Genomic DNA, 22,798 nt, shown 5'->3' with positions numbered 1-22,798 from the left:
TTATGCTTTTGTTTGCGTTCTGGTATTTTCATCTCTATCACATTCTGTCGAGGCGTGCTGTGGTTATTCACTACCAAAAATGGGCGAAATATAGATGCGTTTTTTGGATCTTTTAATCGGACGGAGTTTTCAGGATCTTCTCCAGCAGGTTAAAGAGGAACGGTTTTTGTTGCGTCCCCTCAGCGAGCTTCCGCGGCAAAATCCTTATCCGGTCGCGGCATTGTTACCTCTGTTTTTGGTGGCGTTTACGTTAAATCTTCTGCCTTTTCTCAGCACGTTGCCCGGTTTGTCCCCTTTACAGCATGCGCTGAGTTTTTTCGTACCATCATTAATCATGACTGGCGCGCTCATTGTTATCAGCGTGCTTTTGGCCCGAGGGGCGATGTCAGGATTGTTGGGGTTTATGGCAGTGTTCATCCTTCTGCTGGTCATGACCTTCGTTCAGGCGCTGCTTTTCCTGTTCTCTCATGACGGTAGCCTTTGGCCACTGGTCATTGCATCCTTCGCGCTGATACTTTGTCGGAGGGTGATGAATAGCAGCGGCTTTGTGCTGTTTACCCTCTATTGTCGCACTCAGCATCTTGCCAGCGTTGCACGTGAAATCCGGTTAAAAAGCCGTTAAAGAGGTGATATGACGTTACGAAAAGCGAATCCGCAGGAAGCCGAAACACTCTGGAATATTCGCAATCAGGCGATTCGTCACGGCTGTAAAACCAGCTACGACGCGGATGTCATTGCGCGCTGGACGCCCGATCTGATGCCCGAACGCTACCGGCAGATGGTCATTGATTACCCATTTTACGTGGTGGAAGATGAAAAGGGCCACGTCGCGGCGACCGGTTATCTGGATCTGGATACCCACTGTCTGGAGGCGATATTCACCTTGCCCTCAGCAACCGGTAAAGGCATGGCGACCCGTATTATCGAGGCGCTCAAACAAGAAGCTCGCAGCCGGGGGATAACCCGCCTGACGCTCGATGCAACGCCTAACGCGTGGACGTTTTACCAGAAACTGGGCTTTGTCACGCTGAACGAAAAATATCATCACTCGCGCATGGCGGGCGCTGATTTACGCTGTTATGAAATGGCAATCAATGTGTAATGTGAGGAACGCATGGCTGTTACGGTAAGACCTTTACGCGCAGACGATTACGTCCAGTGGCGACCGCTGTGGGACGGCTATACCCATTTTTATGACTGCTACCTTGATGAGTCGGTCACGGCATCAACATGGGAAAGGGCGCTATCTGAAAGCTCACCCATGTTCTGCCGCGTGGTAGAGAAGGACAAAAAGGTCATCGGTTTTGCGATGTGCATTCTGCATGAAGGCACCTGGTCAACGGCCCCAGTCTGTTACCTTGAAGACCTGTTTGTGGATGCCTCCGAACGTGGGGCAGGAGCGGGTAAAGCACTCATTGATGCCCTGATTGAGGAAGGCAAGCGTGAAGGGTGGTCAAAACTGTATTGGGTTACCCGGGAGAACAACCCGGCGCGTAAACTCTATGACAAATACGCTGAGGCTGACGACTACGTTCGCTACCGCCTCTCGCTATAACGCTAAAACGCCTGGGTTTGTATCACACTGTATCCGCGTTGCTGATACTTACACAGGCTTGCAATAAACCCGCATTCGCACATATCCGCTATACATAGAGATGTTGTGATATCCCCGTGAATTGTACTCAACCGGAGATACCAACATGTTCAGCAAACTTGCTTACTCAACCCTCGCATTGACCGTTTCTCTTGGCACCGTGATGTCCTGTCAGGCCGAAGTCACCGGCACAAATTTTGCGGCCGCCTTTGATCATCCGCAGCAAATTAACGCCGGCGATCTAAACGTCGGTTATGTCGATATCGGCCCGAAAGAGGGTCAACCGGTCATTTTGTTACACGGCTGGCCCTATGATATTCACAGCTACGCCGAAGTCGCACCCGCGCTGGCGGCAAAAGGTTACCGCGTCATTGTGCCTTCGCTGCGTGGCTACGGCACCACGCGCTTCCTGTCAGCAAAAACGCCGCGCAACGGTCAGCCTTCGGCCATGGCGAAAGACATCGTCAACCTGATGGACGCCCTGAACATCAGACAAGCGGTATTTGCCGGATACGACTGGGGTGCCCGTACGGCAGATATCGTTGCCGCATTGTGGCCAGAGCGCGTGAAATCTCTGGTCTCGGTGAGCGGATATCTCATCAGCAGCCAGCAGATTGGTAAACAGCCGCTGCCGCCAAAAGCAGAGCAGCAGTGGTGGTATCAGTTCTATTTCGCCACCGCGCGCGGCGCACAAGGCTATGCCAAAAACACGCATGACTTCGCGCGCTTAATCTGGTCGCAGGCATCGCCCGACTGGAAATTTAGCGATGCAGTCTTTAACGCCAGCGCCAAATCCCTTGATAACCCGGATCACGTCGCGGTGACGCTCAGCAACTATCGCTGGCGGTTAGGGCTGGAAAAAGGGGAAAGGAAATACGACAGCTACGAGCGAAAACTGGCCGCCTTGCCGAACATTACCGTCCCGACCATCACCATTGAGGGCGGAAACAACGGCGCGCCGCACCCGGCACCACAGGCTTATGCAGCTAAATTTACCGGTAAATATGAGCACCGGACCTTCGGGGCAACCGTGGGGCACAACCCGCCTCAGGAAGATCCGCAGGATTTCGTCAAGGCGGTTATCGACGCGGATAAGCTGTGATATGTGCTATTTTCAATACGTTACCCCTTAGTCAGGAGAGTTCGGTGGAGCATATTGATCATATCCTTGTCGTCGATGACGACAGGGATATTCGTGAACTGATTGTCGATTATCTCGGGAAATCTGGCTACCGCGCGACGGGCGCGGCCAACGGCAAAGAGATGCGCGCCGTGCTGGATAAACAGCATATCGACCTGGTGGTGCTGGATGTCATGATGCCCGGCGATGACGGACTTACGCTATGCCGACAGTTGCGCAGCGGCAAACATAAAGATCTGCCCATTCTGATGCTGACGGCGCGCAACGAAGAGACGGACAGGATCCTGGGACTGGAAATGGGCGCGGATGACTACGTGGTGAAGCCGTTTGTCGCCCGGGAACTCCTGGCGCGCATCAAAGCCATTTTACGTCGTTTTCGCACAATGCCGCCCAATTTACAGGTAACGGAAGCAGGGCGGCTGGTGATGTTCGGTGAATGGCAGCTTGATACCGTCGCCCGCCACTTAATCGATCCTGAAGGGGTGATTGTGGCGCTCAGCGGGGCGGAGTATCGTCTGCTGCGGGTGTTCCTGGACCATCCTCAGCGCGTGCTGACCCGGGATCAGTTGCTTAACCTGACGCAGGGGCGCGACGCCGAGCTGTTTGAACGCTCAATCGACCTGCTGGTGAGTCGTGTTCGTCAGCGTCTGAATGAAGATGCCCGCACGCCCGCCTATATCAAAACCGTGCGCAGCGAAGGTTATGTCTTTACCATGCCGGTGATTATTAAAGAGGCTAATGAATGAGGCTCTGGCCACGCTCGCTACTGGCCCGTTTACTGATCGTTGTGCTGACCGGTCTGCTGCTGGCGAACGCCCTGAGCCTGACGCTGGTCATGATTGAACGCATGCACAGCGCCCGCACGGTGATGCTCGGCAATCTGGAAAACGATGTCGCAACGAGCGTCGCCATTTTAGACCGGTTGCCGGCCAGTGAACGCGCCGCCTGGCTTGGGCGGCTCGAACGGGGTAACTATCGGTATATCCTGGGCCGCGGGGAGCCCGGCGCCGCGCCGACGGATAAGCGTTCAAAGGATGCCATCCGCACCCTGACCGCCACGCTCGCGGCACAGTACCCGCTCAGCTTTACCGCGGTTCCTGGGGCCGTTTCCCATATTCAGGCTCATCTTACGTTACACGATGGTGCGCCGCTGACCATCGACCTGATCCCACGCATGCCGCCCGTCGCCAGCTGGCTGCCGGTGGTGCTCATCCTGCAATTGCTGCTTCTGGCGGCCTGCTCCTGGATAGCCGTGCGGCAGGTGGTGCGGCCTTTTTCGCACTTTACCCGTGCGGTGGATTCTCTGGATCCCGCGTCCAGCACGCCAATGATGGAGAAAGGGCCACTGGAGGTTCAGCGGGCAGCGCACGCCTTCAATGCGATGCAGGCGCGTATTCAGTCTTACCTGCGGGAGCGCGCACAGATTCTAGCGTCCATTTCGCACGATCTCCAGACACCCATAACCCGCATGAAATTGCGCGTCGAAATGGCCGGGGAGCCTGAACTTCGCGACAAGCTCCTGAACGATCTTGATAGCATGACGCGTCTGGTGCGGGAGGGTATTGCCTATGCCCGGTCATCAGAATCCCTGGAAGAGACCTCTCTGAAGCTGGAGCTCAACGCCTGGGTCAACAGCATCGCCTGCGATTATCAGGATATCGGTAAAAACGTGCAGTTTCCGGCAAACGAGACCCGCCTGCCGATCGTTACGCGCCCGCAGGCGCTACGACGGGTAATGACCAACCTGTTGGATAACGCTCTCAAATTCGGCGAGCGAGCCACGATTGCGATAGATGATTCGTCTGAGAGCGAGGTAGTTATTCACATTGCGGACGACGGACCGGGGATCCCCGACGCCGAGCTTGAGGCGGTTTTACAGCCATTTTATCGGGTTGAAACATCACGCAACCGCGATACCGGCGGAACGGGGCTTGGCCTGGCGATCGCCGCGCAGCTCACCGCTCAGCTTGACGGAAAGCTGAACCTGGCGAACCGTGCCGGGGGCGGGCTGCAGGTCTCCATTACGCTTCCACGCCATTAATTGTACGGCTTTGTATCTCCCGCTATCAGGATACAAAGCCAGACAAAACCCGTGCGTTTGCACACATCCGGAACACATCCGTACGATGAAATAGCCTCACTGCAGCGTCGCAGGACTTGTTTTGTGAGGTCACTATGTTTCTGGTAATCGCTTTTCTGGGCGGGATGATCAGCCTGCTCAGTCCATGTACGCTCCCGGTTATTCCACTCCTGTTTGCCGGTTTTCAGGGGCAGCGGCGCCATATTCTGGCGCTGCTCGCGGGGATGATCGTGATGTTCACTCTGGTCGCGATGGTCGTCACCGTCGCCAGCGAGTGGATAACGCAAGCCACCCTTATCGGGCGCTGGATCGCGCTCGTCATCCTGGTCGCCGCCGCGCTGGCCTTAATTTTCCCGTCCTTCGCCCAGCGCATGGCGGGCCCTGCCGTGAGCGCCGGAAACGTCCTCAACACCCGAAGCGGACAAACGCGCGGTATGGCATCAGCGTTTCTGGCCGGGCTGGCGGTCGGGCTGCTCTGGTCTCCCTGCGCGGGGCCCATTCTGGGTGCTATTTTCAGCATTAATATCGCGGGGCATTCGGCCATTGCCACCGGCGCACTGTTGACCGCCTATGGCAGCGGATGCGCGCTGATGCTGGGTTTGCTCGTGTTCGGCGGCCGCACGCTGATGGCACCGTTAAGCGCAAAGTCGGCACTGATGGCGAAGCTGCGCCAGGGAGCGGGTGTGGTGATGTTAGCGGCAGTCGTCCTGAATGCGACAGGGATGACGTCGCTGCTGAAAGGAGCAAACGGCGTCGCGGACCGGCTTGAGACCGCGCTGTTAAAGCTGGCGAAGCCTGCGACCACGCCGGTGAAGCTCCAGCCGGTAGTCATGACCGAACCCAGTAGCCAGTTACCTTCGCTAAGCGGTGGAACAGGGTGGATAAACGGTGACCCTGTCACGTCTGAATCATTGCGGGGGAAGGTTGTCCTGATCGATTTCTGGACGTGGGACTGTATCAACTGCCAGCATACGCTCCCCCATGTGCGGGACTGGGCCACCAAATACCAATCTCAGGGGTTGGTCGTGATTGGGGTCCATACTCCGGAATATCCGTGGGAAAAACCGCTTTCGTCGGTAAAAAATGCGGTCAATAAATGGCAACTACCGTATCGGGTGGTGACGGACAACAACTATCAAATTTGGAATGCTTTCGGTAATCAGTACTGGCCCGCACATTACTATTTTGATGCCAAAGGGCAGCTGCGCTATACCGCCTTTGGCGAAGGTGATTATGAGCAACAGGAAAAGGTTATTCAGCAGTTGCTCAAAGAAGCTCGTTCATAATCGGCTCAGGGCTGACGTTGAGCGACGATAAACAACCGGGGAAAAGCCAGCAGTATCTGCCCGTTTTCCTGGAGCGGATACTGCTCTTCCAGCAGTTCATGGTAGCGTTTCAGAAAACGTTTCTGCTCGCTCTCATTCAACTCCTGAAGCCATGGGCGTAAACCGGTGGCGCTGACCCAGTCGATAATCGCCTGGTGCGAATTCATTTTATGGAAATAGGTGGTCCGCCAGATATCTACGTCGCAACCGGCCTCCGACAGGATGTCGTAATAGGCATGTACGCCCGGCAGAGCCTCGCGGCCGCGGTCAGGGTAGTCTTGCTCCAGCGCCACTTCACGCATTGCCACATGCGTGGGTTCCAGCCAGTTGTCAGGCATCTGGATCGCCAGTACGCCGTTTAACCTGAGCAGGGAGACAAGGTGAGGCAGCAGCGTGTAATGGTCAGGAACCCATTGCAGCGACGCGTTGGCATAGATCAGGCTCAGGGGCTGAGCCGGTTTGTACTGGCGAATATCGGCCTCAACGAAGTGGCAGTCAGGTAGCGCGGCGCGTGCTTCCTCGAGCATGGCAGGGGAGTTATCAACGCCGGTGATGTGTGCGGAAGGCCAGCGATGCCTCAGCAACGCTGTGCTGTTTCCGGGCCCGCAGCCCAGATCGGCAATGGTGGCGGCCTCATCAAGAGGAATTCTGGCGAGCAGTTCCGCGGCAGGACGCGTTCTTTCTGCGCCGTACTGCAGGTAAAGAGCAGGGTTCCAGTCGGCCATCTTCGGTTCTCCGTTTTGCATGCTTCTGCAAGAATAGCACAGGCAAACGCCTGCACCGTGGCAGGCGCCAGGAGAGCAGGCGGTTACAGAATGCCTTTCAGCGCAACATGATAAAGCAGCATGATGGTTTTCCCGTCGACTATCTTGCCGGTTTCAATGCCGCGTAGTGCCTCTTCAAGGGGCATTTCCAGCACGTCGATATCTTCTCCCTCTGCCTTGATCCCGCCGCCTGTGCCGGTTCGGTCTTTCGGCTGGTACTCGGCAACATAAAAATAGAGTTTTTCCGTGACGGAGCCCGGGCTCATATAGGCTTCAAAGATTTTCTGCACGCGAGACACGCGAAAGCCGGTCTCTTCTTCCGCTTCGGTTTTTATGCGGCTTTCGGGATCCATGTTGTCCAGTAACCCCGCCGCAGCTTCAATCAAATTATCCTCATGGCCATTAATAAACACAGGAAAGCGGAACTGGCGGGTCAGGATCACCGTCTTTTTATCGCGGTTATAGAGCAGAATCGTCGCGCCGTTGCCACGGTCGTAGACTTCACGGTGCTGCCGCTGCCATTCGCCATCACGTCGCTGCAGGTCTAAGGTGTATTTTTTAAGGACGTACCAGTTATCTGACAGCGTTTCACTGTTGATGATGCGTACATCTGCACGTTTTGATTGCACGTTTGTTCCTCCTTACGTAGAGTAATCATCATAAACAGCATTATCGTGCAGTTTCAAGATAAAACATGCAACCTCGGGAAGTCATGATGCTCACCAGTCAGCGAAAACAATTGATCCTTGAAAAACTCAGCGCCGAGGGTCAGGTCCAGTCTAAAGCGCTCAGTGCGCTCTTCGATGTTTCAGAAGACACCATCCGACGCGATTTACGCGAGCTGGCGGCAGAAGGGCATTTACAGCGCGTGCACGGCGGCGCTCTGCCGTCATCCTCCGCTGTTGCTCCGTTTGCTGAACGCCAGTCTGTGAAAATGGATGCAAAACAACGTGTGGCCCGCAAAGGCGCGCAGCTGATTTCTTCAGGCCAGGTGGTGATCGTCGACGGTGGCACCACAACGTCGGCGCTGATTACCTTTTTACCGCCTGACCTGCGTATCACGGTGGTCACGCACAGCCCGGGTATTGCCCTGGGGCTCGTCGATCATCCGTCCATTGAGGTCATTCTGATCGGTGGCCGTTTATATAAACACTCTATTGTCGCGGTTGGCGCAGCGGCCATCGAAGGGATCGAAAATATTCACGCGGATCTGTTTTTCATGGGTGTGACCGGTATCCATCCTGACGCGGGTCTGACAACCGGTGATTTTGAAGAGGCATGCATTAAACGAGCATTTTCCGCCAGAGCCGCCGAGACGGTAGTCCTGGCGTCTCCGGAAAAGATAAACACTGCTTCATCGTTCGTCATCGGGGACGTGTCTTCGGTAAACACTATCGTCGTTGAAGACAATACCGATAAGAACTGGATCCGCGCGGTATCGGATAAAGGAGTATCCGTGGTGCTAGCCTCAGGGCATGAGTGAAGAAGCGTTGAGCTACACGATCTGCGGCGCATGGCACACCGCCTCGATGTTATGACCATCAGGCGCGATGACGAAAGCGGCATAGTAGTGTTCGCTGTACGGGCGTAATCCCGGCCCACCGTTATCCCGTCCGCCGGCGCGCAGGGCAGCATGATAAAACGCATCGACTTGCTGACGGGTATTAGCAACAAACGCCAGATGAAGCGGCGCCGGTTTTTCCGGGGTCTGGTAAAGGCAGAGCGAAACGTCACCTGAACTCATTTCGACACCGTAGTCTGGCGTGCCTTCATCAATGAGCTCCACCCCAAGCGGCTTTAGCGCCTCCAGGAAGAACGTTTTACTTTTTTCATAATCACTCACGCCGAATTTAACATGATCAAACATTGTCGACTCCTGAAAAGATGTAGAGAAATTAAGAGTATAGAAGGCGAGTGGAGTCGCATGCTTTCAGGAGCGTGTCATTGTGACGGATATCTCGCTACACGGCAGAGCGTTTCCGTCCTACCCATATCCAGCGCAGGTAATCATAAAGCCAGTTAAACAGCATCGTATATGGCAGGAAAAACAGCACAAGACCGATTTCAACAAAAAATGCCTCAGTCATTGTTAAATTCAGCATCACCATAGCGACAGGGATTAAGGTGACGATCAGTCCAGTTTCAAAACCAACCGCATGGATTGCACGAACGAGGAAGGTTCGTTGAAACTGGCGTTTTTTCTGCAGCGAGTCAAAGAGCTTATTAAACACAAAATTCCAGGCCGTTGCGGTAAGTGCAGATATCACGGACAACGAGCCGGACTGGAGAACCGACACGTTCATCAGCCAGGCAAGCGACAGGGCGATGATAACGTTGGCCGTCACTTCAAAAATGACGGCATGAAAGATTCGCTCTTTAAAACTCTTATCCAGTTCAATTTCCATTTGTTCAGGGCAGTATTTATCAAAAGCTTAAGTATATCAGACATCTTTCAATCCTCTCTAAACGAGGAAGTTGAAGTTATGTTAAATACACCCCAGACCCGCTAATGTGGAATGCACGGCATCGATAAGAGGGGTCTGCGGCTCATGGTCTAAAAAAGCAATCAGTTTTGAATTGTCCATCTCAACCGTCTGCTCCCAAAGGTAGCGCATCTCCTGCATCTCACGCAGTGTGGTGTTAAAGGGACTCATCGCGGAGACCAGCCACCAGGGAAACATTTTCACTTTCGCCTTAATCCCGGCACGCTCTGCGGCTAATGTTATGGCTGCGGCCATTGTTGTTCCATCAGGATCCCAATGTCCGCGCATGTGGAAACGGGAAAACGGTTCAAGCTCATGGAAAACCTCTGCCGTACAGGCCAGAGGTTTTACAGTGCTACATTAGATGTAAAAGCGACTTGCTACTGTAATTGTTTTCGATATGTGCCTTCAGCTGATCGCTGGTTTTTTGGCGAAGGCGATCATAGATCTTTTGCAGGTCATCCAGACTTTTTATGATTTCTTCTGCCGACTCTCCGCCTGACTTCAGTACGTCCTTATAAAGCGCGGCAAACGTCTGGAAATCAACTTTTGTGGCATCGACCACTGAAATCGTATAGTAGTAGGCGGAGACAGATTCCGTATGTGTTAACAACGATTGGGTTTTAACGTTTCGCTTCCAGGCAAGAAAATCGAAGCGGAGTAATGAAATACCATCGGTGTAACACAAATACTTCTCCTTGTAGACCTCTTCACCCTCTGAGCTACCAAGGAATGATGCAATGAGAAGTTTGAGCATATTGCCTATGCCGGTGGCAACACTCTGATCTCCAATAAACATGCCCGCGGCTTCATCAACAACCTTATTAATGTTGTCGGCTTCCTTTTTTAAATATGAACGTGTCTGCCCATCACGATTAATGATCGCGGTAATAGGCAGGGTCTTGCTCTGCTCAGCGTTTTTTAATTCATCCGTGATAGTAAGTTTATAAAGAGTGAGTTGTTTATTTGCGAGTTCTGATAAGAAACTCAAAGCCTCTTTGGTTTCTTCAGAAAGTTGACCTGATTTATCTATTTCTTTAGCCATGGTAATATTTCCTGAGTGTAATAGTACATAAGAACAGGTGACAAAATGTCAGACATCAGCGTAATAGATATAGGCATAAACCGAATCCGTACGTTTGAAATTCGTCCAGCCACGCCGCACTATTAAGGCTTCAACTTTGTCTGAAATGGCTTTGGGTACGACGAGATAAACAGACCCTGATGCATCAGCAGGTTTGCCATCAATCTTCATGACATCAGCAGCGACGCAATATAAATTTGCCCTGGCGTTAGTTTCATAATATATCATAGATCTTTACTTTTAGTTGAAAGATGAAGGTGGTGTGAGTTTCAGAGAACGAGACGGAAATTATCTAAGGCAAACACCTGAGGTAAATGCTTTTGTATTTATAAAGAAAGAAAAGTGAACGCGAGGTAACAGAACGGAGAGTTCATCCTGAGAAGTGTTTACGCTGACGTTTGCTGAAACCGATCCGACCGCAAATCCGGGATTTATGCGTACAGCGAGTTGTCCATTCGAGTGAGTGTTTGCGGCAGCTAAGACACTGGGCGCACGGAACCTGCATAAACGTTGAGCCAGGATACGGAGTGGTAAAGAACTTACCGGATGGTGAGCGATAGCCATTGATGGGTCTCGTACAAGCCACACGAATCTCTATATTTATGCAACTCTCCGTTAGTGCGCATAATGTATATTATGTTAAATATACTTTATAGGTATCATACGGCTCCAGAAATCAGCATGTTGTGAATTTTCAGGTCCCCCTTTTATTCCATTAGGTCTGTCGTACTGCGTTAAATGATTTCAGGAATGATGATATGAATAACGATTACGACCATTAGTGAAAAAAACTCACAACACCATTCGATGGCGCATGCTGGTTACCTTCATGTCAGTGCAATACCCTGTTGTATACAGAATTGCTGGCAATAAAAGAAGGAACACAGAATGAAGTATGTGAATCTGGGTCGTAGCGGTTTGAAAGTCTCCCGTCTTTGCCTCGGTTGTATGAGCTATGGTGAACCTGAACGCCTGCCTCAACCCTGGTCCCTGGATGAAAAGGCGTCACGTCCGCTCATCCGTCAGGCGCTTGAAGCGGGCATTAATTTTTTTGATACCGCGAATATCTACTCGGGCGGAAATTCTGAAGAGATCACAGGAAAAGCGCTAAGAGAAATGGCCAGACGCGACGAGATCGTTGTGGCGACAAAGACCTTCTTTCCGTGGCGCAACTCACCCAATACCGGGTTTCTTTCCCGCAAGGCCATTTTTCAGTCTATTGACGATAGTCTGACGCGCTTAGGTATGGATTATGTGGATCTCTTTCAGATTCACCGCTTTGACCACTCCACGCCTGTTGAAGAGACCATGGAGGCTCTGCATGACCTCGTTAAATCAGGAAAAGTACGTTACATCGGCGCATCATCTATGGAAGCCTGGCGCTTTGCAAAAATGCAGCATACTGCAGAGCGTAACGGCTGGACCCGATTTATTACGATGCAACCGCAATACAACCTGCTTTACCGGGAAGAAGAGCGCGAGATGCTGCCCCTGTGTGAAGACCAGGGCGTTGGTGTAATCCCCTGGAGTCCGCTGGCACGCGGCAGGCTCACGCGCGACTGGAGTGTCACGTCCCGACGAACGCAAAACGATGCCTTTGCATTAAAAATGTACGAGAACGCAGCCCTTCTGGATAAGCCCGTTATTGATGTTGTTGCCAGAATTGCCGAAAAGCACGATGTGCCAAGAGCTCATGTCGCAATTGCATGGTTGTTATCAAAAACGGTCATCACAGCCCCGATCATTGGCGCGACCAAACCAGAACATCTTTCCACGGCTATCAGCGCGCTGGACTTTTCACTTAGCGATGCTGAAATCACGGAACTCGAGGCCCTCTATCTGCCGCACCCCGTCGACGGGATCATTCCCCCGCTTCCGGATACGCCCCCTTCGCTCACGCCGCCTTCAGCAATACAGAACCGTTAACACCCTTCCCTGGCCCGGCGTTGCCGGGTCCCCCAGGACACTCATGCCCGGTCACTGATGTGAAAAGGGAAGCGGTGCCGGCGCGAATGCGCCCGATCGAAAAATCATCGCTCCACCAGGTTCGTTCCCGCTGTTGGTGACAATGAACAACTCGTGATGTCCGGGTCGGATCGCCAGGCTTGTCGATTTAAGGTTACGACCTTTGTCGCGGTCAGGCAGCACAATTTGCCCAATCGGCAGTCCGTTGCGGTTGAAGACCATGACGCGCCCCTGGCCTGAGATGGCCACATATACATTGCCTTCGCTGTCGACACGGGCCCCATCTGGAGCCGGCCCGGTGAACTGATAGGTAACAACCGAACCAAAGGGGGCAATCGTGGTGGCGTCTGACAATCTTACGCGATGAAGCCTGTTTTTAGCGTGTTCTGTGGCCCATATCTGAGAGCCGGCGGAGTCAATCGCTATGCCGTTCCCGACCGCGAGTCCAGGCAGGATGGTATGAATTGACCCGACGTTGGGACTAACGTAGAACACCCCACCCTGTGGATCGGCTGAATTTCCCCGGCTGTCAGTAAAATAAAATCCGCCCTGATTATCAAAGACCAGGTCGTTGACAAGAAATCCAGCATCAGGAGCAACAACCATCTGCTCACGGGTGCCGTCGGGTTCGATAGCCCGGACTGAACCTCGCTGCATATCGCCCACCGACGCAATAAAGATCCGTCCATCCTTGTGTACCGCCAGGCCGGAAGCACCGAATGTATTCCCCTTAAGTACAATGGAAAGCTGCCGCTCCGGGGTGAGCTTAAACACGCGTCCCGTCGCCACATCAACAAACAGCAGGTTATTGTTCCGATCGAACACAGCCCCTTCGAGCACAAGCGCCCCCTCTGAAACGCTGAAGTACGGCTGGGCCTCCACGGTCTGAAGAGAACGCTCGCAGGGCGGGATGGGGACGGCACTGTGGGTAAGCGCGTTATGATTTAGTCCATTCATGTGGTTTATCCCCGGCAATAGCACTGAGGGAGACTTTACCTGCAGTCTCCCTGTGACAGCAGGTATTAATTTTTATCAAACTGACTTTCGGTAAACGGATCGGCGCGACCGCCCTGCAATGGGATTTTGGCAAGCGCCGCATCGATTTCGCGTAGCTCGCTGTCCGTCAACCGGACTTGCGGTGCACCGCTGTTTTCTATTAGGTGCGGATATTGCGTCGTACCCGGGATAGGGACAATCCAGGGCCGCTGCGCCATCACCCAGGCCAGCGCGAACTGAACCGGAGTGGTGTTTTTGCGACGGGCCCACGACTGCGCGAATTCAAGCAGCACCATGTTTTTGGCCAGTGCATCGGGCTGGAAGCGTGGCAGGTTATGCCGCCGATCGGTGCTGTCGAACCGCTGGCTTGGATTGACTGCCCCGGCAAGGAAACTCCGGGCGGTCGGGCAGTAAGGTACAAAGCCGATACCCAGCTCTTCGAGCGTTGGAAATATCCGTGTCTCCGGTTCACGCCACCACATGGCATACTCACTCTGTACTGCAGTCACAGGGAGTACCGCATGTGCGCGGCGGATTGTCCTGGCACTCGCTTCCGACAATCCCCAGTGTTTCACTTTACCCTCCTGGATCAACGCCTTCACGGTTTCCGCCACATCCTCAATCGGCACATTCGGATCGGGGCGATGTTGATAAAGCAGATCGATGTGGTCCGTTTTCAGACGCTTTAGCGAACCCTCTACGGCGTGGCGGATATGGTCAGGATGGCTGTTGAGGGAGGTTGGCTTCCCCTCCTCCACGCCGAAACCGAACTTAGTGGCAATCACCACACGATCGCGAACGGGGGCCAGTGCTTCCCCGACAAATTCTTCACTGAGATGGGGACCATACACCTCGGCAGTATCAAAGAACGTAATGCCTTGTTCGAAGGCGGCCCGGATGAGCGAAACCATGGCTTTACGATCGCGCGGACCACCGCCGTAATACCCCACCATAGGCAGACACCCGAGTCCCATGCTGGATACCTCCAGCGAGCCGAGTTTACGCGTGGTTAAGGTCTCCTTCTGGACGGGAACAGCATCCGAAGGGGCGTTCGACGTGTCCTGACCAGCCGGGTTCGCCATCACTGCTCCGCTACTGCCAAGAGTACTAGCGGCCAATGCCAGACCGGCGCCGGCGATCAGAAAATTGCGACGATCCCGGGAAGCGGGTACAGAAGCAGAATGCTGGTCATGCATCATCTTGCTCATAAACTGGGACTCCCTAAAGCGAAGAAAGGATTTATTAATTTGGTGATTACCAGGCATAAGCCTGGGGCGCTTCTCCCCCGGGTCCGGGCCAGATTTCGTCGAGACAGCTCATGGTGTCGTCTGATAGCGTGATTGTCGTTGCGTGAAGCGCCTGATGGAGTTGTTCGACCGTACGAGGCCCGATAAGTGGAGCAGTAACGACAGGATTCTGCAGGAGCCACGCAAGCGCCACATCGGAAGGGGTTTCGCCGAGGTCCTCACATAATGCTTCGTAGGCTTCCAGCTGTGGACGATACTGTTCGATTAAACGGGCAAACGCGGGCCTCGCACGGCGCCCGCTTGCCATCTTTTTCAGTACGCCGCCAAGCAACCCTCCGGCAAGTGGGCTCCAGGGAATCAGTCCCAGGCCAAAATGACGGCATGCGGGAATGACCTCCAGCTCAACAGTTCGGGCAGTCAGATTGTAGAGACTTTGCTCAGCAACCAGGCCAAGGGAATGACGGGCCGTAGCAACTGACTGCGCAGTCGCAATGTCCCAGCCCGCGAAATTGCTGCTACCGATATAAAGTACTTTTCCCTGCTGAACAAGGAGTTCCATGGCCTGCCAGATCTCTTCCCATGGCGTATAGCGATCGATGTGATGCATCTGATAGACGTCAATATGGTCGGTCTTAAGCCGTCGCAAACTGTCCTCGCAGGCCTTGCGAATATGGTAAGCAGAAAGACGGCGATCATTCGGACCTGGCCCCATTGGCTGATAGACTTTCGTCGCCAGAACGATACTGTCTCGCCGGCCACCCTGCTGGAGCCAGCGACCAATAATCTCTTCGGACAGCCCCGAGCCTTGCTGGATATCGGGTGATTGTTCAGTGCCATACACGTCTGCTGTATCAATGAAATTTATACCCGCCTCAAGCGCTTCATCCAGAATGCGGGCGCTGGTTTTCTCGTCGGTGACGTCACCAAAATTCATGGTTCCGAGACAAAGGCGGCTGACTTTCAGGCCGGTGCGGCCAAGATGCGTATAGTTCATACACGGCTCCGTTAGGTGAATGTTCCGCCCTGACCGACGGCCAGAGCGCATAATTTTCAAGAATAACGAAGCACAACGTGTTCAGTGAGAGGCGATGAGTGAATGGACTTGTGAAAAAAATTCAGCAACGGATTAGCCCTGGTCGGTCTATGGTGTATATCATTTCCGTATCAACGCATTCGGGCCTTAACGCACAAGGAAAACGATTCTGTATGCAAATAAGCAGAGCTGATGTCGCCGATCTCATTTATTTCATGGCTATTGCACGTCATCGCAGTTTCAGCCGTGCGGCGATTGAATTAGGTGTCAGTGCATCAGCGCTTAGTCATGCCCTGAAGGGACTGGAAACCCGGCTCGGGGTTCGCCTCCTTAATCGCACGACCAAGAGCGTTACACCTACGGCTGCAGGTGAAGAACTGGTTCAGTCTGTCCTTCAACCTTTCGACACGATAGAAGGCGCGCTTGAATCGCTTAATAAATATCGTAATACCCCTGGCGGACGTATCCGCATCAATGCTGCCGTTGAAGCGGCCAATCTTTTGCTTGCGCCGGTTATGCCCGCATTTATGGATCGCTATCCCGATATTGAAATCGATATTGTGGCCAGCAACCGTATGGTTGACGTCACTGATGCGGGCTTCGATGCCGGTATCCGCTATGGTGGCACCGTCCCGGAAGACATGGTTGCCCGGCGTTTATCTGCCGATATTCGCTGGGTTATCGCAGCATCCCCCGACTATCTTGAACGCTACGGAACGCCTGAACATCCTGATGATTTATTACACCATCGCTGTATAAGCAATCGTCTCGGCGACGATCGGATTTATCGCTGGGAACTTGAGCGAGACGGCGAAACGTACCAAATCACTGTGCCAGGCTCTGTGACGGTCAATCAGGCTGAAACGGGCCTTGTGGCCGTATTAGGCGGAGCCGGCCTGATGTATTTTCCGGAGCCTCTTGTTGCACCCTATGTGAAGGATGGACGGCTCCGCCTGGTGCTTACGGAGTGGTGCCCGCTGGAGGAAGGTTTTCATATCTATTATTCAAGCCGCCGGCAACTACCGACCGGGCTTCGCCTTCTGATTGAGTTCATACAGGAGGCCCGGCCGCTAGGGTTGTGAAATAGCGCCTCCATACTGAACGAGGCGTTATCGTCTTTATCGTCCAGTAGCGGATATCAGAAAATCAATCAGGGCCTTCACTCTTTTCGTTTTACCCGCGTTTTTGGGGTAATAGATATACACTGGCGGGTAGGTTTTCCAGTAGCTCTCCATCACGGGTATAAAGCGCTCCCTGTCCGGCTGTAACTGCAAGATGGGTTCAAACAAACGTCCGATTCCCAGGCCGTTACGGATCCCGTCTGCCATAACGTCAATATCGTTGCTGATTAACTGCCCGGGCATCTCAACCGTCAACTGCTCTCCGCGATCGTTCAGAATCAACGGAAGGATGCGGTTGTTAGTAATAAAACGGTAGCCAATCAGCTTGTGTTGACTGAGGTCAGCCGGCACCTCGGGCATTCCATGCTCGCTGATATAAGCTGAGGATGCATATAACCCTTCACGAAAGGGTTTCATTAACGGCCGCGCCACCACCCCACCTTCGAGGATATCGCCAAAACGGATCCCAAGATCAAAACGCTCTTCGATAACATTCACGGTACCGTCGTAAACCGAAATTTCAAGCTGTATACCCGGATATTGCTGACAGAATTTCGCCATTGCAGGCTTAAGAATTAACAGATAGGCAAAACGCGAGAGCGTGATTCGCACGATACCAGAGGGCTCCTGATTCTGGTCGCGAATGCTTTCAAGCGAATTTTCCAGCGACTCCACCGCCGCAGCGGTCTGTTCCAGCAACAGCTGCCCAGTTTCCGTCAGCTCAATACGGCGGGTCGTACGCACAAAAAGCGGATGGCCAATATGATCTTCCAGCAGCTTAAGCGCATTGCTGACGGAGGGAGGCGTAATTTCCAGTTTTCTTGCGGCTGCCGAAATATTGCCCTCACGTGCAATGCTCTGAAAGATCCGTATCTGGTTATACAGGGCGTTATTCATAATATGTTCCTAAAGCAATCTCCGCCTGATTATTAAGTACAGTCTAAAGATGCTTAAGTCAATTCTCCTCTAATCTTCGTGAAATTCGCCTCTTATAATTTTATCTCTTTCTACAACGACCTGAGTTCAGGAGACTATGATGCGAATTTTATGTCTGGATATCCCCGCACCTGGAGCATCGCTGGAAAAATATGCTCCACACCTTAACGCTGAAGCGCTGCACGCCTGGGGATTGTATAAATCCGGCTTCATCCGCGACATCTACTTCCGTCAGGACAGACCTGGCGTCGCTATTTTTCTTGAATGTGACTCTGTCGATGAAGCGATGAACGTAATGGCCGAATTCCCGCTGGCAAAAGCTGGCTTATTAAGCTTTGAGTGCATTCCGCTTGGCTCCTTTATTAACTGGGAAAATCTCTTTGCCGCTGAATTTAAAAATAAATAGTGAGGCCCGATATGAAACCTGCAGATAAACCCGTGCTGTGTGTCGTTTCCAGTCATCCGATTAAAGGCGCATCCGGTGTACCAACCGGTTTTTTCCTGGCCGAGCTGACGCATCCGCTGAAAGTACTGGAAGATGCCGGACTAAAAACGATGATCGCCAGCATTCGCGGGGGACAGCCGCCGGTGGATGGATTTGACCTCAGCGATCCTGTCAACGCCTGGTACTGGAACGAAACCGATTTTCAGCAGCGCCTGGCAACAACTCCAGCGTTATCCGAGCTGAACGGTACCGATTACAGCGCCGTTTTCTTTGCGGGCGGCCATGGAACCATGTGGGATTTCCGTGATAGCCAGGATGCCCAGCGTATTATCCGCGAAGTATATGAAAGTGATGGGATTGTCTCAGCCGTCTGCCACGGACCTGCGGCACTGGTTGACGCAAAGCTCAGCAGCGGCGAATACCTGGTGAAAGGCAAAAACGTGGCGGCCTTTACCAACAAGGAAGAGGAAGAAGTTCACACCACAGATGTGGTTCCCTACCTGCTTGAGACTGCACTCCGCGAGCATGGCGCGCTTCATCATGAAGCCCCGAACTGGTCTGAAAACGTGGTTACCGACGGACGCCTTATCACGGGGCAGAATCCCGCTTCAGCGCACGGTGTCGGTGTGGCGCTGTTAAATGCCCTCCGCCAGCCAACTTAATTCATTCATCTGTCTTTCATCGTTACTCACCCTCTTTGGCCGGTTTACGTCAGCAACGTTCCGGCCTTTTTTCAGGAGCTGAATATGAAAACTCTTCCTCCAGTCGCGCTCGGCACATGGTCCTGGGGCACAGGCTTCGCCGGTGGCGACACCGTCTTCGGCAATCATCTTTCTGATACTCAGATGGCAGACGTGTTCACCACGGCCATGAGTAAGGGTCTCAACCTCTGGGATACCGCAGCAGTATATGGCATGGGGAGTTCCGAGGCAGCGCTGGGAACATTAGTCCGTCAGTTCCCCCGCGAGGATATGATTTTATCCACCAAATTCACGCCGCAGATTGCGAACGAGCAGTCTGCACAGCCTGTCAGCGATATGCTTGAGGCCAGCCTCGGACGCCTGGGCGTGGACGCGATTGATATCTACTGGATCCATAATCCCCTCGACGTCGAAAAATGGACGCCAGGACTGATCCCACTTTTACAAAGCGGTAAGGTAAAACGCGTAGGTGTTTCCAACCACAATCTGGCACAAATCAGACGCGCCAATGAAATCCTTAACGTTTCCGGTTATTCCCTCAGTGCAGTACAAAATCACTACAGCCTGCTCTATCGCGCTTCTGAAGAGGCCGGGATCCTTGATTATTGCCGACAAAATAACATCACGTTCTTTGCTTACATGGTCCTGGAGCAAGGCGCGCTCAGTGGTCGTTATGATTCAAATCATCCCATGCCTGCCGGGAGTGGCCGGGCCGAAAGTTATAACGCAGTACTGCCGCAGATAGAAAGACTAACCGCCGCCATGAAAAAAATGGGAGCCGAAAGGAATGCCAGCGTGGCACAGATAGCCATCGCATGGGCTATTGCGAAAGGTACCCTTCCCCTCGTTGGTGCGACTAAAGTCCATCACGTTCTGGACGCCGCCTGCGCTTCAGACATCCAGTTACGCGATGAGGAAATCATCCTGCTGGCACAACTCGCCGCAGAGACCAGAGTGGATACACGAGGCGCCTGGGAAAAACCGATGGTGTAAAGCCCGTCCGGAACAGACTGTCATGAATGACACACACGAACGGGCTGTTCCGGGTGATTCTAATCTGTATCACTTTTACTGCTTTGTATGAATGGTGAGAATATGAAAATCATTTGCCTCGAAGAACATTATCTCGACAGCGAGTTAGGGCGAGCGTGTATGCCTGTTGCGCTTGAGCAGGCACCTTTCCTTGGCGACTGGGGGAAAACCGTCGCTGATGGTCATAATCCTGACCGAAGCCGGCCGCAGATAGAAAAGAATGCGCTGATAAACGCGAAAGGCGCTGATTTGGGAAGCCGCCGCCTCAGGGATATGGATGAGGCTGGAATTACCCTGCAGATCCTCTCTGTGGGCGGGTTCCCCCAGCTGGCTCCCGGTGATAAAGCGGTAACATTAAATACGGCGGCAAACGACCGCCTTGCCGGGGCGGTAAGAAATCACCCGGGTCGCTTCGCGGCATTTGCCACACTTCCCTGGGCGCAGCCGAAAGATGCTGAAAATGAGCTTGTCCGCGCAGTTGAAAAACTAGGATTTAAAGGAGCACTGCTGAATGGCAGACCCTCTTCATGCTTTCTCGATCATCCTGACTATGACTCCCTGCTTTCCCGCTTTAATAAACTGAATGTGCCACTCTATCTTCATCCCGGATTACCGCTTAAAAGCGTACAGCAGGCCTACTTCACGGGCTTCAGCGCAGAGGTCAACGCCAGGCTTTCTATGTTTGGCTGGGGCTGGCATCACGAAGCGGGGATCCATTTGTTGCGGCTGATGTTATCGGGCGCATTTGATAAATATCCCCACCTGCAGGTAATCAGTGGCCACTGGGGGGAGATGTTACCCTTCTGGCTCCAGCGTCTTGATGACAGCCTACCACTGGCTGCAACGGGTCTGTCACGCACGCTAACGAGAACCTTCCAGGAACACGTTTACGTTACCCCGTCAGGTATGCTGACACTGCCGCACTTCAAGTTTATCTACGAGTTAATGGGGGCAGAAAGGATCCTGTTCTCCGTCGATTATCCCTATCAGACCCTGGACGGTGTAAAAACCTTTATAGACAGTCTGCCCGTCAACAAGGCTGAAAAAGAGGCCATCGCATTTCGCAATGCAGAACGTTTACTGGGCATCACGGCGTAGTTCACGGGTTCGTGATGACCGGTACAATGAGAACAGTTGACCATTATTAGTTTTTGTCTAAAAGTGAATGAGTCTTTACTGCTCTAAAAAAAATAATGGTGTCACTCTATACTGGGTTAAACATTCACCAAATATATTTAACTCATTGAAATGAAAAATATCCTTATTGTTTCAGGCCATCCTGAGCTTACCCATTCCGTCGCCAATGCCACGATCCTTGATGAAGTGGCGACCGCCCTTCCCGATGCTGAAATTCGTCGTCTGGACTGGCTCTATCCGGACGGCAAATTCAATATCGCTGCGGAGCAGGAAAGCCTGCTCAGGGCCGATGTGATTGTCTGGCAGTTTCCTTTTTCCTGGTATGGGCTGCCCGGGTTAATGAAACAATGGCTGGACGAGGTCTTTGTCCACGGCTTCGCGCATGGCTCAACGGCGAAACTGGGCGGTAAAAAGCTGCTCCTCTCCTTCACTACAGGGGCGCCACAGGCGCTCTATACCGCTGACGGTTTCTTTGGCCATGCCATTGAAGAGTATCTAATTCCGTTCGAGACCACAGCAAAACTGTGCAATCTTGAGCTGCTGGCGCCGGTTTATACCTGCGGTATCAGCTATGCCGACCGGGATGCCGACAAAATCGCGCAGCAAAAAACGTTTGCCCGGGAACACGCTTCAAGGCTTGTCGATCTGCTCAATTCCGTCGTGAATAATCCAGAGGGAGAATAAAGATGCAGTATACCCGGCTCGGTAAAAGTGACTTACTGGTCTCCCGCATCTGTATGGGATGTATGGGATTTGGCGACCCGTTAACGGGCCAGCATCGCTGGACGCTGGACGAAACAGCAAGCCGGGACATCATCCGCTACGGTCTCGAAAAGGGTATCAATTTTTACGATACCGCTATCGCCTATCAGAACGGCTCCAGCGAGCGATACGTTGGCCGGGCGCTGCGGGAGATGGCAAAACGCGAGGACGTGGTGCTGGCCACCAAGTTTCTGCCACGAACCGCCGCACAAATTGCCGCTGGGATCGGCGGAAAAGAGGCAATAGCCCGATCGCTCGACCAGAGCCTGCAGAATCTGGGGATGGACTACATCGACCTCTACATCTACCACATCTGGGATTACAACACGCAAGTTATTGAGGTGCTTGAAGCGCTTCATGCCGCCGTTACTGCGGGCAAAGTGCGCGCTATTGGTATTTCCAATTGCTATGCCTGGCAGCTTGCGAAAGCGAACGCCCTTGCCGAACGCGAAGGGCTGACGCCCTTTGTTTCCGTGCAAAGCCACTACAACCTGATTATGCGTGAAGATGAACGAGAGCTCTTCGGTCTGTGCGCTGAAGATGATATCGCCATGACCCCCTATAGCGCGCTGGCCAGCGGTCGTCTCTCCCGGAAAGAAGGCCACACGCGGCGAGCCACGGAGGATGATTATGCGCGCGGGAAATATGACAGCACGGCTGAACAGGATCGGCTCATTATTGAGCGTGTCGCCGAACTTGCTGAACGACATCAGGTGTCCATGACGGAAATCTCACTCGCCTGGCTGCTGACAAAAGTCACGTCACCTGTCGTAGGGGCCACAAAAAAAGATCACGTCGATGGCGCGGTAAACGCCGTAAATCTTCAACTGAGCCCGGAGGAAATCCGGTTTCTGGAAGAAACCTACCAGCCGCACGTTCTGACGGGGATCATGGCGCAAAACACGCCGCAAACGAAAGACGCCAGGCAGGTCTGGACGCGGTAGCCCTTATT

At 53.1% G+C, this 22,798-nt stretch carries 25 protein-coding genes and 1 pseudogene; 16 read left to right on the top strand and 10 right to left on the bottom strand.

The window, feature by feature from the left end; genetic code table 11:
• Positions 1 to 94 precede the first annotated feature (94 nt).
• The 7 genes from GM298_RS01785 (at position 95) to GM298_RS01755 (ending at position 6,101) form a co-directional block, all read left to right on the top strand.
• Positions 95 to 622, top strand: a complete 528-nt coding sequence (locus GM298_RS01785; RefSeq protein WP_262784131.1) for a hypothetical protein — start codon at positions 95 to 97, stop codon at positions 620 to 622.
• 9 nt (positions 623 to 631) lie between these two features.
• Positions 632 to 1,102, top strand: a complete 471-nt coding sequence (locus tag GM298_RS01780) for a GNAT family N-acetyltransferase (RefSeq protein ID WP_266153451.1) — start codon at positions 632 to 634, stop codon at positions 1,100 to 1,102.
• A gap of 12 nt (positions 1,103 to 1,114) precedes the next feature.
• The gene (locus GM298_RS01775) at positions 1,115 to 1,555 is read left to right on the top strand and encodes a GNAT family N-acetyltransferase (RefSeq protein ID WP_095451311.1); all 441 of its coding nucleotides are present in this window, start codon (positions 1,115 to 1,117) and stop codon (positions 1,553 to 1,555) included.
• A gap of 145 nt (positions 1,556 to 1,700) precedes the next feature.
• Positions 1,701 to 2,696 (top strand): alpha/beta fold hydrolase, encoded by a 996-nt coding sequence (locus tag GM298_RS01770; protein WP_047958596.1) that lies wholly within the window; start codon positions 1,701 to 1,703, stop codon positions 2,694 to 2,696.
• 44 nt (positions 2,697 to 2,740) lie between these two features.
• Positions 2,741 to 3,481, top strand: a complete 741-nt coding sequence (locus GM298_RS01765) for a response regulator (protein ID WP_025756438.1) — start codon at positions 2,741 to 2,743, stop codon at positions 3,479 to 3,481.
• Entirely contained in the window at positions 3,478 to 4,776 is a 1,299-nt protein-coding gene (locus GM298_RS01760) for an ATP-binding protein (RefSeq protein WP_266153447.1), read from the top strand. The genes GM298_RS01765 and GM298_RS01760 overlap by 4 nt, the downstream gene beginning before the upstream one ends.
• Before the next feature lie 134 nt (positions 4,777 to 4,910).
• Positions 4,911 to 6,101: a cytochrome c biogenesis protein/redoxin gene (locus tag GM298_RS01755; protein ID WP_266153445.1), complete on the top strand. Its 1,191-nt coding sequence runs from the start codon at positions 4,911 to 4,913 to the stop codon at positions 6,099 to 6,101.
• A gap of 5 nt (positions 6,102 to 6,106) precedes the next feature.
• On the opposite strand, the gene tam is transcribed toward GM298_RS01755, so the two are convergent.
• Together tam and GM298_RS01745 are read right to left on the bottom strand one after the other, a co-directional pair.
• Positions 6,107 to 6,865, bottom strand: coding sequence for a trans-aconitate 2-methyltransferase (gene tam / locus GM298_RS01750; RefSeq protein ID WP_025756441.1), 759 nt, complete (start codon positions 6,863 to 6,865; stop codon positions 6,107 to 6,109).
• An 83-nt stretch (positions 6,866 to 6,948) separates the two neighbouring features.
• Positions 6,949 to 7,533 carry an NUDIX domain-containing protein gene (locus GM298_RS01745; RefSeq protein ID WP_266153442.1) on the bottom strand — a complete coding sequence of 195 codons (585 nt, stop codon included), beginning with the start codon at positions 7,531 to 7,533 and terminating at the stop codon, positions 6,949 to 6,951.
• Between the two features lie 86 nt (positions 7,534 to 7,619).
• Here GM298_RS01745 and GM298_RS01740 point away from each other — a divergent pair, with 86 nt between their 5' ends.
• Positions 7,620 to 8,387: a DeoR/GlpR family DNA-binding transcription regulator gene (locus tag GM298_RS01740; RefSeq protein ID WP_266153495.1), complete on the top strand. Its 768-nt coding sequence runs from the start codon at positions 7,620 to 7,622 to the stop codon at positions 8,385 to 8,387.
• Positions 8,388 to 8,399: 12 nt separating this feature from the next.
• Here GM298_RS01740 and GM298_RS01735 read toward each other — a convergent pair whose 3' ends face one another.
• The 4 genes and pseudogenes from GM298_RS01735 to GM298_RS01720 form a co-directional block, all read right to left on the bottom strand.
• The gene (locus GM298_RS01735) at positions 8,400 to 8,771 is read right to left on the bottom strand and encodes a VOC family protein (protein WP_266153441.1); all 372 of its coding nucleotides are present in this window, start codon (positions 8,769 to 8,771) and stop codon (positions 8,400 to 8,402) included.
• 94 nt (positions 8,772 to 8,865) lie between these two features.
• The gene (locus GM298_RS01730; RefSeq protein WP_025756445.1) at positions 8,866 to 9,309 is read right to left on the bottom strand and encodes a PACE efflux transporter; all 444 of its coding nucleotides are present in this window, start codon (positions 9,307 to 9,309) and stop codon (positions 8,866 to 8,868) included.
• Between the two features lie 81 nt (positions 9,310 to 9,390).
• Positions 9,391 to 9,705 (bottom strand): annotated as a pseudogene (locus tag GM298_RS01725) (NAD-dependent epimerase); the annotation flags it as partial.
• Positions 9,706 to 9,742: 37 nt separating this feature from the next.
• A complete protein-coding gene (locus tag GM298_RS01720; protein ID WP_025756448.1) occupies positions 9,743 to 10,432 on the bottom strand; it encodes a hypothetical protein in 690 nt (229 codons plus the stop codon).
• 927 nt (positions 10,433 to 11,359) lie between these two features.
• Between GM298_RS01720 and GM298_RS01715 the strand changes: the two genes are divergently transcribed.
• On the top strand, positions 11,360 to 12,397 hold the full coding sequence (locus tag GM298_RS01715) for an aldo/keto reductase (protein WP_266153438.1): 1,038 nt from the start codon (positions 11,360 to 11,362) through the stop codon (positions 12,395 to 12,397).
• Between the two features lie 51 nt (positions 12,398 to 12,448).
• On the opposite strand, the gene GM298_RS01710 is transcribed toward GM298_RS01715, so the two are convergent.
• From GM298_RS01710 to GM298_RS01700, 3 genes are all read right to left on the bottom strand, one after another.
• A complete protein-coding gene (locus tag GM298_RS01710) occupies positions 12,449 to 13,393 on the bottom strand; it encodes an SMP-30/gluconolactonase/LRE family protein (protein ID WP_025756451.1) in 945 nt (314 codons plus the stop codon).
• Between the two features lie 65 nt (positions 13,394 to 13,458).
• Positions 13,459 to 14,640, bottom strand: a complete 1,182-nt coding sequence (locus tag GM298_RS01705; protein ID WP_266153437.1) for an aldo/keto reductase — start codon at positions 14,638 to 14,640, stop codon at positions 13,459 to 13,461.
• A 46-nt stretch (positions 14,641 to 14,686) separates the two neighbouring features.
• Positions 14,687 to 15,673, bottom strand: coding sequence for an aldo/keto reductase (locus tag GM298_RS01700; RefSeq protein ID WP_266153436.1), 987 nt, complete (start codon positions 15,671 to 15,673; stop codon positions 14,687 to 14,689).
• A gap of 212 nt (positions 15,674 to 15,885) precedes the next feature.
• On the opposite strand from GM298_RS01700, the gene GM298_RS01695 reads away from it, so the two are divergent.
• The gene (locus tag GM298_RS01695; RefSeq protein ID WP_262746803.1) at positions 15,886 to 16,794 is read left to right on the top strand and encodes a LysR family transcriptional regulator; all 909 of its coding nucleotides are present in this window, start codon (positions 15,886 to 15,888) and stop codon (positions 16,792 to 16,794) included.
• A gap of 36 nt (positions 16,795 to 16,830) precedes the next feature.
• Here GM298_RS01695 and GM298_RS01690 read toward each other — a convergent pair whose 3' ends face one another.
• Entirely contained in the window at positions 16,831 to 17,730 is a 900-nt protein-coding gene (locus GM298_RS01690; protein WP_266153435.1) for a LysR family transcriptional regulator, read from the bottom strand.
• A gap of 139 nt (positions 17,731 to 17,869) precedes the next feature.
• On the opposite strand from GM298_RS01690, the gene GM298_RS01685 reads away from it, so the two are divergent.
• The 6 genes from GM298_RS01685 (at position 17,870) to GM298_RS01660 (ending at position 22,790) form a co-directional block, all read left to right on the top strand.
• Positions 17,870 to 18,175, top strand: coding sequence for a hypothetical protein (locus GM298_RS01685; protein WP_045910563.1), 306 nt, complete (start codon positions 17,870 to 17,872; stop codon positions 18,173 to 18,175).
• 11 nt (positions 18,176 to 18,186) lie between these two features.
• Positions 18,187 to 18,876: a type 1 glutamine amidotransferase domain-containing protein gene (locus GM298_RS01680; protein ID WP_136343276.1), complete on the top strand. Its 690-nt coding sequence runs from the start codon at positions 18,187 to 18,189 to the stop codon at positions 18,874 to 18,876.
• A gap of 84 nt (positions 18,877 to 18,960) precedes the next feature.
• On the top strand, positions 18,961 to 19,908 hold the full coding sequence (locus GM298_RS01675; protein ID WP_266153434.1) for an aldo/keto reductase: 948 nt from the start codon (positions 18,961 to 18,963) through the stop codon (positions 19,906 to 19,908).
• Positions 19,909 to 20,010: 102 nt separating this feature from the next.
• Positions 20,011 to 21,045 carry an amidohydrolase family protein gene (locus GM298_RS01670; protein WP_266153433.1) on the top strand — a complete coding sequence of 345 codons (1,035 nt, stop codon included), beginning with the start codon at positions 20,011 to 20,013 and terminating at the stop codon, positions 21,043 to 21,045.
• A gap of 150 nt (positions 21,046 to 21,195) precedes the next feature.
• Positions 21,196 to 21,768: an NAD(P)H-dependent oxidoreductase gene (locus tag GM298_RS01665; RefSeq protein WP_262784120.1), complete on the top strand. Its 573-nt coding sequence runs from the start codon at positions 21,196 to 21,198 to the stop codon at positions 21,766 to 21,768.
• A gap of 2 nt (positions 21,769 to 21,770) precedes the next feature.
• On the top strand, positions 21,771 to 22,790 hold the full coding sequence (locus GM298_RS01660; protein ID WP_266153432.1) for an aldo/keto reductase: 1,020 nt from the start codon (positions 21,771 to 21,773) through the stop codon (positions 22,788 to 22,790).
• Positions 22,791 to 22,798: the final 8 nt, after the last annotated feature.

The sequence above is a fragment of the Enterobacter sp. HSTU-ASh6 genome (genome assembly GCF_026319105.1).
Lineage (GTDB): Bacteria > Pseudomonadota > Gammaproteobacteria > Enterobacterales > Enterobacteriaceae > Enterobacter > Enterobacter sichuanensis.
Note: the sequence above shows the minus strand (reverse complement) of the source record. Positions and strands in the feature narration are given on the sequence as shown.